General features: G+C 33.1%; 8 protein-coding genes. 7 read left to right on the forward strand and 1 reads right to left on the reverse strand.

What is annotated here, in order from left to right; translation table 11 throughout:
- Window positions 1-61 precede the first annotated feature (61 nt).
- The 7 genes from K7G76_RS00235 to K7G76_RS00265 all read left to right on the forward strand — a co-directional run bounded on the left by K7G76_RS00235 (window position 62) and on the right by K7G76_RS00265 (window position 11929).
- Window positions 62-1258 carry a DUF2062 domain-containing protein gene (locus K7G76_RS00235; RefSeq protein WP_223032199.1) on the forward strand — a complete coding sequence of 399 codons (1197 nt, stop codon included), beginning with the start codon at window positions 62-64 and terminating at the stop codon, window positions 1256-1258.
- A complete protein-coding gene (locus K7G76_RS00240; protein ID WP_223032200.1) occupies window positions 1251-4940 on the forward strand; it encodes a 1-acyl-sn-glycerol-3-phosphate acyltransferase in 3690 nt (1229 codons plus the stop codon). Before K7G76_RS00235 ends, K7G76_RS00240 begins: the two co-directional genes overlap by 8 nt.
- A complete protein-coding gene (locus K7G76_RS00245; RefSeq protein WP_223032201.1) occupies window positions 4937-6460 on the forward strand; it encodes a phytoene desaturase family protein in 1524 nt (507 codons plus the stop codon). Before K7G76_RS00240 ends, K7G76_RS00245 begins: the two co-directional genes overlap by 4 nt.
- Window positions 6447-8114: a C45 family autoproteolytic acyltransferase/hydolase gene (locus K7G76_RS00250; protein ID WP_223032202.1), complete on the forward strand. Its 1668-nt coding sequence runs from the start codon at window positions 6447-6449 to the stop codon at window positions 8112-8114. Before K7G76_RS00245 ends, K7G76_RS00250 begins: the two co-directional genes overlap by 14 nt.
- Window positions 8114-9409, forward strand: coding sequence for a phenylacetate--CoA ligase family protein (locus K7G76_RS00255; protein WP_223032203.1), 1296 nt, complete (start codon window positions 8114-8116; stop codon window positions 9407-9409). The genes K7G76_RS00250 and K7G76_RS00255 overlap by 1 nt, the downstream gene beginning before the upstream one ends.
- Window positions 9410-9471: 62 nt before the next feature.
- Window positions 9472-10407, forward strand: a complete 936-nt coding sequence (locus tag K7G76_RS00260; RefSeq protein WP_223032204.1) for a hypothetical protein — start codon at window positions 9472-9474, stop codon at window positions 10405-10407.
- 118 nt (window positions 10408-10525) lie between these two features.
- The gene (locus tag K7G76_RS00265) at window positions 10526-11929 is read left to right on the forward strand and encodes a hypothetical protein (RefSeq protein ID WP_223032205.1); all 1404 of its coding nucleotides are present in this window, start codon (window positions 10526-10528) and stop codon (window positions 11927-11929) included.
- 111 nt (window positions 11930-12040) lie between these two features.
- Here K7G76_RS00265 and K7G76_RS00270 read toward each other — a convergent pair whose 3' ends face one another.
- The gene (locus K7G76_RS00270; RefSeq protein ID WP_223032206.1) at window positions 12041-13045 is read right to left on the reverse strand and encodes a LacI family DNA-binding transcriptional regulator; all 1005 of its coding nucleotides are present in this window, start codon (window positions 13043-13045) and stop codon (window positions 12041-12043) included.
- Window positions 13046-13090: the final 45 nt, after the last annotated feature.

The following is a 13090-nucleotide window of genomic DNA, read 5'->3' on the forward strand; positions in this document are numbered from 1 at the left end:
TCCCTTTAATTAAGCAGAAAATCAGTATTTTCGAACCTATAACAACATAAGGCGCTTTTAGTTGAATACTGAACTTGTAAGACAAAAAATTACAGACTTAAACGTTTGTATTATTATTCCAACATATAATAACGAACGCACTTTAAAACGCGTTATTGATAGTGTTCTTGAATACACCAACAACATTATTATAGTTAATGATGGCTCAACAGATTCTACCTCAACAATTCTAAAAGAATATGAAGGTATTGAGCAAATCCATTTTCAAAAAAACAGAGGAAAAGGTATAGCGCTTCGAGAAGGTTTTAAACACGCCATAAAGTTACATTACCATTTTGCACTTACAATAGATTCGGACGGCCAACACTTTGCTAGTGATATTCCAGCCTTTATAAAAACGCTAGAAGAGCATAATGCTAACGACATATTAATTATTGGCGCCAGAAATATGGATCAAGAAGGCGTTCCTGGCAAAAGTAGTTTTGGTAACAAATTCTCTAATTTTTGGTTCAATTTTGAAACGGGAATTAAACTCCAAGATACACAATCTGGATTTCGGTTGTACCCTTTAAGAGTTATAAAAAACATGACTTTTTTTACTACCAAATTCGAATTTGAAATTGAGGTTATTGTTAAATCAGCTTGGCGAGATATTCCTGTAATAAATATTCCCATTCAAGTATTATATGACGAATCTGAACGCGTATCGCATTTCAGACCTTTTAAAGATTTTACCCGAATTAGCATATTGAATACTTGGCTGGTAATTTTGGCTTTGTTGTATTATAAGCCGAGACATTTTTTTAGAAATTTTAAAAAAAAAGGCTTTAAACGTTTCTTTAAAGAAGATGTTTTGGGCAGTAACGACTCGCCCAGAAAAAAGGCCATGTCTATTGCACTTGGTACGTTTATTGGATTTTCTCCATTATGGGGTTTTCACACTTTTTTGGCCATTACTTTAGCTGTTTTTTTAAAGCTTAACAAAACCATATCGTTTGCATTCTCGAATGTCAGTTTTCCTCCTTTTATCCCTTTTATTGTCATTGCAAGCTTAAAACTTGGCGAGCTTATTTTCAATGAACCGGTTACCTATTCCATTTCTGAAGCACTTGATAATTTTGAAGGATTAAAAAATTTAAAACTCTATATAGTAGGCAGTTTTGCCCTTGCAATAATTGGAGCTGTTTTATTTGGCGGAATAAGTTATCTTATTCTTGAATATTTACAGAACAAAAAACAAGCTGCAGTAAATGGCTGAATTATTCTATAGAACATATCAACTCATAAAATCTAACACCTTAGTGAGTCTTTTAGGTTTTATAGCAATCCTTTTAGGTTTAATATTTTTAGCTTCAAGAATAGAGTTTGAAGAAGATATCACGAAACTTATACCAACTTCAGAACAAAATGCCGATGCCCAAAAAGTTCTTAAAACCGCAAATTTTGCCGATAAAATAATCGTTAATATCAGTCGTGAGCCTCATGCTTCAGTTGAAGACTTAACAGCATACGCCTCACAGTTTATTGATAGTTTAAATCAAAAATCCCGTAACTATTATACCCAAATTCAAGGTCAAATCCCTGAAGAATCAGTTTCTGAGGTTCTTAACTTTGTTTATGAAAATTTACCGCTGTTTTTAGATGCTTCAGATTATGCCACCATTCAAAAAAAACTCAATAAAGACAGTCTTGAAGTTATAACCAGAGCCAATTACAAAGCATTAATATCTCCTTCAGGAATAATAGCCAAAGAAACCATTTTAAAAGATCCTTTAGGGTTATCTTTTATAGCTTTAAAGAAACTTCAACAATTAAGTTTTGGAGATGCCTTTATTTTAGAAAACGGCTATCTCTTAAGCAAGGACAAAAATCATATTCTACTATTTATTACACCTAAACACAAATCAAGTGAAACTGCTGAAAATGCTGTTTTTGCCGATCAGCTTTATGAGTTAAATAGTGATTTAAACTCAAGCTTTAATGGTAAAGTATCTAGTGAATATTTTGGTGGTGTTTTAATAGCTGTGGCCAATGCCAAGCAGATTAAGCGTGATATCCAGATTACGGTTGGTATTGCCATGAGTATCTTGTTACTCATCCTGATAGTATTCTACAAAAAATTAAGTATTCCGTTAATACTGTTTACTCCAACAGCTTTTGGTGCTTTATTGGCTGTAGCGTTACTTTTTGTAATTCGCACAAAAATATCAGCTATTTCATTAGGGATAGGTTCTGTATTACTAGGTATTACGTTAGATTACGCCTTACATATTCTAACCCATATTAGAAGTAATAACAACCCAAAAATCTTATATCAAGAAATCACAAAACCTATTCTAATGAGCAGTTTAACAACTGCTATGGCATTTTTATGCTTGTTATTCTTAAAATCACAGGCTTTACAGGATTTAGGTATTTTTGCTGCTATAAGCGTATTAGGTGCATCCGTATTTTCTTTGATTTTCATTCCGCTTGTTTACAGAACAAAAGTGGATGGTTCTGGCAAGCAAACACTGTTGGATAAAATCGCCTATTATCCTTTTCATAAAAACAAATGGTTTATTCTAGGTGTTGTAATGGTGTTAACAATAAGTGCTTTTACTTATAACAAAACGCAATTTAACAATGATATTTCACAATTAAACTATGAACCCCAAGAACTGCTTGACGCTCAAAACAGGCTAGATGCACTAACAAATATAAGTTCAAAGTCTATTTATTTAGTGGCTTATGGCAATAGCATTCAAGAAGCTATGACTGCAAATGATAGCATATATTCTAAATTACAAAATCTGAAACAGAATGATGAAATTATAGACTATAGCTCAATTGGTGCCTTAATCCAATCTGATAAAAAGCAAAAAAACGCTATTAGGGCTTGGGAGGATTTCTGGACAGATGCTACTATTGAGAAAACAAAACTGCAACTTATTGAAAGTGGTGAAACTCTCGGTTTTAAACCCAATACCCACCAAAGTTTTTACAATCTTTTAAGCACGGATTTTAAGCCATTAAATTTAAATGAATACAGTACCATTAATACCATTTCAATTGATGATTATATTAGCACCCAACCAGATTTCACAACAATTACATCATTGGCTAAGGTAAAAGACAATCAAGTAGAGAATTTATTGTATCATTTCAAAGGCTACCCTCAAACATTGGCTATAGACAGAAAGCAAATGAACGAAACCTTTTTAGGTGGGCTAAAAACCGATTTTAACCGATTGGTAACCTATTCTTTAATTGTTGTTTTAATACTCTTATTATTGTTTTACCGCAGTGTTTCATTAACATTAGTTACGAGTTTACCCATTGCCTTAACTTGGCTTGTTACTATTGGCTTAATGGGTATATTACAAGTTCAATTTAACATCTTTAACATCATTATTTCTACTTTCATTTTTGGTTTAGGAATAGATTACAGCATATTTATTACCAACGGCTTACTACATGAATTAAAAACAGGCGAACGTGTATTACCTACCCATAAAACATCAATAGTATTATCGGTAATCACTACCATATTAGGAGTTGGGGTTTTAATATTTGCCAAACATCCAGCTTTGTATAGTATTTCGTTAGTTTCTATAATTGGAATATTATCGGCTGTTTGTTTGTCCTTTATTATTCAACCTGTAATATTCAAATTCTTTATTGGAAGTAAATCCAATAGGCCCTCGCCTATTTTAATGTTTATACATTCATCTATTTCATTTACCTATTACGGTTTAGGAGGCTTAATATTATCACTTTTAGGAATTGTTTGTATTAAAATTATTCCATTGAGTATGAAAATTAAGATGAAATGGTTTCACAAAATTATGTCCCGTTTTATGAAATCGGTTTTAGACTCCTATCCATTCTTTAAAACACGCGTTCTAAATCCGCATAATGAAACCTTTGAAAAACAAGCAGTAATTATAGCTAACCATACCTCGTTTTTAGACATTTTGGCCATTGGTATGTTGCATCCAAAAATAATTTTCTTGGTTAATGATTGGGTTTATAACTCCCCTTTCTTTGGTAAAGCCGTAAAACTTGCTGGGTTTTACCCTGTTTCAAGTGGCATTGAAAAAGGTGTCGATCACTTACAAAAAAAGGTAGAACAAGGATACAGTTTAATGGCATTTCCTGAAGGCACACGATCTTACACCAATAAAATGAAACGGTTCCACAAAGGTGCTTTCTTTTTAGCCGAACAATTTAATTTGGATATCGTTCCTGTAATAATTCACGGTAATTCCGAAATTCTACCTAAAGGTAATTTTGTTATAAAATCTGGGGCTTTATCAGTTAAAATTCTCGATAGAATCGCTATTGACAATCCTAAATTAGGACCAACAACCCGAGATAAAACCAAGTATATCAGCCAGGTATTTAAAACACAATTCAAAGCTTTTAGACAAGAGCATGAAGGTGATACGTACTTTCACAAAGTTGTTTTAGAGGAATACCGATATAAAGGCCACCATTTATACAAAAGCGTTAAACAAGATTTAAATACCAATAAAACGGTATATAAAACGGTTATGGATTCTATTGGGGAAAAGGACAGCATCACGCATTTATCTGACGACCATGGTCAATTGGATTTTCTATTGGCTTTAGATAGTCCTAGTAGACAAATAACTACATGGATTGAAAATGATGACAACAGAAAACTTGTAAAAAGTAGTTATATTACCAATAACCATTATAAAATTACGGTTACAGATACCATAGAAGAATCGTTAAATACTATTTCAGATATATTAATAATCGACTTGAATTTAACATCTAGTAATCATCTAGAAGCAATTTATGACAAAACATATTCTAAAATAATACTCTTAAAATCAGGCCAGGTTTTAAAAGCAGATTTTGTTTCTAACCACTACAAAGTGGCACAAAAAAGTACACATATAACCTATCTTATTAAATCGGATAACACTTGAAACCAAAATCTAAATACGATATTGTTATAGTAGGCAGTGGATTAGGCGGACTCGTTTCTGCAGTAATACTTGCAAAAGAAGGCTATACTGTTTGTGTTTTGGAAAAGAATCAACAGTTTGGTGGTAATCTTCAAACGTTTTCTAGAGACAAGTCTATTTTTGATACTGGTGTTCATTACATTGGCAGTTTGAGCCCTGGTCAAAATTTATATCAATATTTTAAATATTTGGGTATAATGGATGACCTATCACTAAAAAAAATGGATGAAGACGGGTTTGATATTATATCTTTTGACGATGACAAAAAGGAATACCCTTATGCCCAAGGTTATAAAAATTTTAGAGCTCAACTGATCCAAGACTTTCCAGATGAAGCTGAAGCGATACATACTTACTGTGAAGAAATGCAGAAAACCTGTGACAAGTTTCCATTATATCGTTTACAGTCAGGCATTCCATATGCCGATGGCGTTTTTAGGCTTCAAGTAAAGTCTTTTTTAGAATCCATAACTTCTAACGAACGCCTTAAAGCTGTCCTAGCAGGAACTAATTTCCTATACGCTGGAGATGGTTATAGAACACCTTTTTATGTGCATTCACTTTCGGTAAATTCGTATATCCAAAGTGCCTATAGATGTATTAATGGCGGCAGCCAGATTACAAAATTACTCATAAAACGACTTAAGGAACATGGTGGTGAAGTTTTTAAATACCATGATGTTATTAATTTAGAATGCCAAGACAACAAGATAAAATCGGCTATATGTCAAAATGGAAATCGTATTCAAGGTGATATATTTATATCTAATATTGAACCCAAAGTTACATTGGATTTAGTAGGTAAAGAACATTTTAGAAAATCCTATACCAATAGAATAGATCGCATAGAAAGTACTGTTGCTTGTTTTAGTTTATATCTCGTATTAAAACCAGATTGTTTTAAATATTTGAACAAAAACTATTATCACTTTAAAACTAAAGATGCGGTTTGGAACGCACAGCACTATACCCAAAATAGTTGGCCAGAAAGCTATATGCTTTCTATGGGAGTTAAAAAGAATCAAAACGAATATGCCGATAATTTAACCGTTATGACCTATATGCGGTATGATGAAGTAAAGCCTTGGGCAAATACATTTAATACCACTGCCAATAAAAATGACCGTGGTCAGTCGTATGAAGAATTTAAACAAGAAAAAGCAGAAAAAATCATTCAAGAACTAGAAAAAAAGTTCCCTAACATTCGGGGATGTATAGAAAGCTATTATACCTCATCACCGCTATCCTATCGCGATTATATTGCTACAAACAATGGTTCTATGTATGGCTATGTTAAAGACGTCAATAAATCTATGCAGTCGTTTATTCCTCCTCAAACAAAAATTCCTAACTTGCTTTTTACTGGACAAAGTTTAAATATGCATGGTATTTTAGGTGTAACCATAAGTGGTGTAGTTACCTGTTCAGAAATTTTAGGACAAGAATATTTATTAAACAAAATTCTTGATGCAAATAAGTAAGACATATATTTTAGGAATTTTAGTTCTTGTTTTAACATCGTGTGGTGTTAAACCCTCTCTTCTTGACACTCCTGATGTAAGTCCTTACAACCAAAATACCCCAGAGCGCCAAAAAATTACAGATTCGTCCTATACTACCAAAAACGGATATTTGTCAAAAAACCAATATGGACAATGGGAGCTATATGTCTCTGGAGATCCTTATCAAATAGGTTTGCAAACAGGCAGCTTAACTCAAGAACTCTTTCTTAAGCAAGAAGATGCTTTTTTAGGAAAAGTAAATGAACTGGTACCTTCGGAAAACAAACAAAAATTACTCAGAAAATTATTGGCTTGGTACAACCGTAAAATGTATTTACATATTCCCGAAGAGTATAAATCTGAAATTTTAGGCGTATCGCAATATGCTGGTGATAAATACGATTATGTTGCCGACAACTATTTGCGCATTCTGTATTTCCACAGCGCTCATGATATTGGCCATGCCTTGCAAGACCTTATGCTAGTTGGTTGTTCGTCATTTGCAGCTTGGGGAAACAAAACCGAAGATGGCTACTTAATTATTGGAAGAAATTTTGACTTTTATGCAGGCGACGATTTCGCAGAAGATAAAATAATAGCTTTTATAAAACCCACAGAAGGTTATAAGTTTATGTCGGTTACCTGGGCTGGAATGATGGGTGTGGTTTCTGGTATGAACGACCAAGGATTGACAGTAACCATAAATGCAGGAAAGTCTAGTATTCCTTGGGTAGCTAAAACACCTATTTCCATTCTTACGCGTGAAATATTACAATATGCTTCCAATATTGATGAGGCCATTGCCATAGCCAAAAAACGTCAGGTATTTGTTTCTGAATCTATTTTTATAGGCAGTGCAAAAGATAATCGTGCCATTACTATTGAAGTGTCGCCCAAAAATTTTGGGATTTACGAAGTTGAAAACTCTAACCAACTTATCTGCTCCAATCATTTCCAAAGTGATGCTTATTCCAATGATAAAAAAAACCTAAAGCATAAAGCCGAAAGCCATTCGCAATATCGTTACGAGCGTATGGAAGAACTTTTAAGCGAATCACCTAAAGTTACGCCAAAAGTTGCAGTAGATATTTTACGAAATAAAGAGGGGTTGCACAATAAAGCCATTGGTTATGGTAATGAGAAAGCCTTAAATCAGTTATTGGCGCATCATGGTATTGTATTTAAGCCTCATGAACGTATGGTGTGGGTTTCGGCCAACCCCTATCAGCTTGGGGAATTTGTGGCTTACAACTTAAATACCATTTTTAGCAAAGCACCAGAAAACAGCAAAGCCAAGTCTCTACACAATAACAATTTGACCATTGAAAAAGACCCTTTTCAATTTACAAAAGCTTATAAAGATTACGAAGCTTATCGCATTTTAAGACGTGAGGTAATTGATGCTATCAATAATAATATGCATTTGTTACCTTTAACGCTTCAAGAGCTTCAAAACAGTAATCCAGAGTATTGGGAAGCCTATTATTTAGTTGGAAAATACCATTACGAAAAAAAGTATTACACTGCAGCACGTAATGCTTTTAAAATTGCAAAAACCAAAGAAATTACAACCGTTCCTGAACAAGAACAAGTAGATTTGTACCTAAAGAAAATTAAAAGGAAATTGAACTAATGATTCCTGAAATAGAAAAAGCATCAGCTTCAGAGATTAAAGCCTTTCAAGAAAAAGAACTAAAAACCCTATTAGTGTATTTAAACACTAATTCCAAGTTCTATCAGCAAGTGTTTAAAACCCATAATATTGATATAACCAGTATCAATACTTTAGAAGATTTAACCAAAATCCCAACCACAACAAAAGATCAATTACAAGTTAATAACGATGATTTTTTATGTGTATCAAAAACCAAAATAATTGATTATGTTTCCACTTCTGGAACTTTAGGAGATCCTGTGATTTTTGCCCTTACCGACAAAGATCTAAATCGACTAGCGTACAACGAAGCCATTTCCTTTGCCTGTTCGGGTGTAACCAATCAAGATGTTATGCAACTCATGACCACAATAGACAGGCGTTTTATGGCTGGACTAGCCTACTTTTTAGGCGCTAGAAAATTAGGAGCTGGTATTATTCGTGTTGGTGCTGGAATTCCAGAATTGCAATGGGATTCCATTCTGAAATTTAAGCCAACCTACTTAATAGCTGTTCCTTCCTTTTTATTAAAACTCATTGAGTATGCCAGACAGCATGATATTGATATCAATCAATCGGGTGTAAAAGGTGCCATCTGCATTGGTGAACCTTTACGCAATCAGGATTTTTCATTAAATGCCTTGGCCAAAAAAATCACCTATGATTGGGACATTGAACTGTTTTCCACTTACGCATCAACCGAAATGAATACGGCATTTAACGAGTGTGAAGCACAGCAAGGTGGTCACCATCATCCAGAGCTCATTATTGCTGAAATTTTAGATGAAAACGATAATCCTGTTAAACCCAATACGGTTGGCGAGTTAACCATAACTACATTAGGTGTTGAAGGCATGCCACTATTGCGTTTTAAGACAGGAGATATGGTTATGGCACATACAAGCCCTTGTTCATGTGGCAGAAACACCATGCGTTTAGGACCTGTTGTAGGTAGAAGAAAACAGATGATAAAATATAAAGGCACCACATTATATCCACCTGCAATGGATAATATTCTAAATGATTTTAACCAAGTGGAAAGTTATATTATTGAAATATCTACCAACGACATTGGGACCGATGAAATTTGCTTAAAAATCGCTTCAAAAGAACAGTCAACAAAATTACTTCAACAAATAAAAGATCATTTTAGAGCTAAACTTCGGGTGACACCTAAAATTGAATTTCACGATAAAAAAACCATTCAAAAACTACAGTTTCCTGCCATGAGCAGAAAACCTATTAAGGTTATTGATAAGCGTAAAACAGAGTAATTCAATACGTTAACAGCTGTTAAAAAATAGTTTAAAACGGTTTTTATATGTAATTTGATTGCATGAAGGTCTATAAAGTATTAATCGTTTTATTTTTTGTCTTTGCAACCACTTGGCAATTACAATCTCACCCTTCTTGGGGAATTGTCGTTGATGAAAACGGTTGCATTTATTTTGCGGATGTTATGCACAACGGAGATGGCACCCTCTGGAAACTAGACCCTTCAACCAATGAATTGGAAGCGGTTTTTACCAATTTTCATGCACATCACATTTATCTGCATAGTCCCAATGAAATTATTGCGGGAATAGCCAAATGGCGATCAGGTGAAATTGAAGGCGAAGGCCATAACTATTTATTCAAATACGATACCCAATTAAAAAAATTAGACACACTATTGTTTACTGATGATTGGGACGAGTACCATGGTCAAGTATTTTCAATGTCAAAAAAATTAAAAAACGTGTATTTTGCCATGAACAAGCAAATACATATAAAGCCACTTAATGGTTCTGCAAAACCATTATTTGACAGAAAATTCGAGCGTATTTGTACATTAGCTTCAGATGTATCTGGTAACCTCTACATTTCTGATGCCAATTACAAACAAGGCACGCTTTTTAAATGGAACAAGAGCCAAGGATTGGTTGAACTAGCCAACAACCTGATAGAACAAAACCCAAAACACCCCATATTTAAAGAAAAACGATTTCAACTATTTTATGGTATAGCCTTCTCAAAAAACAACTATCCACTTATTACAGAATCTGCCAGTAGAACTATAAAAGAAATTTCAAACAATGGTTCTAGCCTAATAAGGTACACCTCTCAAAAAAATTGGACTCCTAACGGTGTATATTATCACAAGGATAGATATTATATTATGGAAACAGGCTATGACAATCAACACTTGGGACCTCGCATCATCATAACGGACTCTAATTTCAAGGTATTAAAAACATTAGAAATAAATTTCAATTCAAAAAAAGTTAAATGATTTTGGATTTGACTTCTTGTTGCTTTTAATGTTATTTAACTTTTTGACGACTCTTTTTTTTACCGTAAGTTTATATAGTTATTCGTAATAATTTATGAACTTCAAAAAACGTCTTTTTTTGGTCATAGTATATGCGTCATATTTTGGTTATGCGCAACAAGGGAATTACAAGTTCAATAATTTTGGTAATCGTTCGATATTATTAACAGGAAATGTTACAGGTAGTGTATCCGATTTAGGACTAACATACTACAACCCATCATTCTTGGCAAAGGCGGAAAATGTGGGGTTTTCGTTAAATGCCAAAGCTTATCAATTGGTAGATGTAAAACTAGAAAATGTTTTAAACGAAAATTCAAAATTAACCAACTCGCGTTTTAATGGTGCTTCAACTATGGCTGGAGGTATTTTTAATTTGTTGGGCACACGGTTTGCCTACTCCTACCTCACCAAGTCGAATTTTAATTTCAATGTAAATTATGGTAGCTATTATTTAAATGATAATATACTAGCACTATTTCCTAATGCCGAAAAACATTATGCCAATATTGGTTTGAACTCAAGAATAAAAGACGATTGGACTGGTTTAACTTGGGCTTATGCTTTTAATGATAAATTTAGCCTGGGAATTTCGGGTTTTGCTTCGATATATAATTACAATGGCGGATCAGATTTAAGCCATACCATAGAATCTACTGGTAACGAAGTGGCATTTTACCAAAACATTATAAGCTTTCGTCAGAAATCGTATGGATTATTTTTAAAAATTGGGGCGAGTTATGTGCTTAAAAATATTGAACTAGGTTTAAACATTAACCTACCTTATATAGAGGTTTATAGTGATGGCAATTACAGTTTTTCTGAAGTTGTTGCAGGCCTAGATCCTTCTTATAATAATTTTGTAGATAATTATTTTGATGACCTTTCGGGTAAGCGCAGAGAACCTCTTGGCATTTCATTAGGAGCAGGAATACCTATCAAAAAAAGTAAATTGCATCTTAACGTTGATTATTATAGCGGATTGAGTGAATATAAACGATTGGACATTCCAGATATTGATACCGGTGATGGAAATTTAACCCCTGTAAACTTTAACGAAGAACGTCGTGCAGTATTCAATTTTGGTGCAGGTATTGAATTTTATCTATCGGAACAATTTAAGGCCTATGGTGGTTTTTCTACCGATTATAGTGCTTTTAGAAGTAGCGCCAATGTTTTTAACTTGTCATCTACTGACAATAAGGACATAAATATTGGCACCAATTTTTTTCACATGAGCTTAGGTATAGACTGGAAGTTATCGTGGTCTAGTATAATTGTTGGTGCAACCTATACTAGTAGTTCAGACAGTTTTGCCAACCCTTATACCCTAGATGTAGATGGTCTTGAAATTGAAAACACCTTAAATCCGCAAATAAAATATACGCGTTGGCAATTTGTAGTAGGAATAGATGTACCTATATTAGGTAAAAAAGTAAGTGACCTTTTTAGTAAGGATGACAATGAAGAAAAAAATAAGTAATTTATATCTTTTCATTATTATATCATAAACTACTGTAAATTCGAATACATCCGCATCAAATCAAGACTTTATAGCAATCCTAAACCATGACATTTAAGTCAAGACAACTCTTTAAAGTGTTGTCCCTTTCAAAACAAGCTCTGTTTTAATTGATATTTTTTTGTTTTCAATTAACTTATTTTCAATTTCACTTATAACCAATCTTGTAGCATTTAGCCCAATATCTATTGGATGTTGAGCAATTGTTGAAAGTTTAGGATTGGTAAATTGTAATACATTACTATCAGAAAACCCAATTATTGACATTTCTTCTGGCACCTTTTTATTAAGCTTCAAGGCTTTGTGTAAAGCAATAACTCCAGATGTATTATCTATTGCTATTATACCATCAATATCATTATGATTGATCAATAAAGACTCTATTTTAAATTCACAATCAGTATCTGCTAAATAATTAAGAATCAGCGGTTCGTTCTTATAATCTCTTTTTTCTAGTAGCGCTTTTTTATAACCGCTAGTTCTTAATTTTCCTACGCTTAAATCAGAAATATTACTTAACAAAGCTATTTTTCTCCTTCCCTCTTTTAATAAGTGCTTGGTTGCATCATAAGCTGAAGCATAATCATTGATAATTACTTGAGTACAATTGACATCATTTAAAACCCTATCAAACATTACCAAAGGAATTTGTTGGTTGATAATTGTGTTAAAATGTTCTGAATTATTATTTACTTGCGTTTCTTCAGCGACTGAAACAATAAATCCATCAACACTTCCATTTGATAATATTTCAAGACTTTTCATCTCTTTATCATAAGACTCATTTGATAAACATGTTATTATATTATAACCCTGTTTAGTAGCTTCTCTTTCAATACTAAATAAAACTTTTGCAAAAAAATGATTTAAAATATCAGGAATTATAACACCAATTGTTTTCGTATTCCTGCTCTTTAAATTAAGAGCAGCACGATTAGGTTTATAATTATATAATCTGGCCAATTCCTTAACTCTCTCAATGGTTTCTATACTTATTTCATCATTATCATTTAACGCCTTAGAAACAGTAGAAACAGAAACATTAAGTTCTTCGGCTAATTTTTTTAAAGTTACCATAGCTATAAAAAATAAAAGAGTGCGCTAACAGCTGTAACGCACTCT

Origin of the sequence: Hanstruepera marina (assembly GCF_019880635.1) — a bacterium.
GTDB classification, from domain to species: domain Bacteria; phylum Bacteroidota; class Bacteroidia; order Flavobacteriales; family Flavobacteriaceae; genus Hanstruepera; species Hanstruepera marina.

Bases quoted from the DNA above. Each gene is read 5' to 3' on its own strand.
- K7G76_RS00240 (WP_223032200.1), top strand. From the start codon at position 1,251: ATGGCTGAATTATTCTATAGAACATATCAACTCATAAAATCTAACACC.
- K7G76_RS00250 (WP_223032202.1), top strand. From the start codon at position 6,447: ATGCAAATAAGTAAGACATATATTTTAGGAATTTTAGTTCTTGTTTTA.
- K7G76_RS00255 (WP_223032203.1), top strand. From the start codon at position 8,114: ATGATTCCTGAAATAGAAAAAGCATCAGCTTCAGAGATTAAAGCCTTT.
- K7G76_RS00260 (WP_223032204.1), top strand. From the start codon at position 9,472: ATGAAGGTCTATAAAGTATTAATCGTTTTATTTTTTGTCTTTGCAACC.
- K7G76_RS00270 (WP_223032206.1), bottom strand. From the start codon at position 13,045: ATGGTAACTTTAAAAAAATTAGCCGAAGAACTTAATGTTTCTGTTTCT.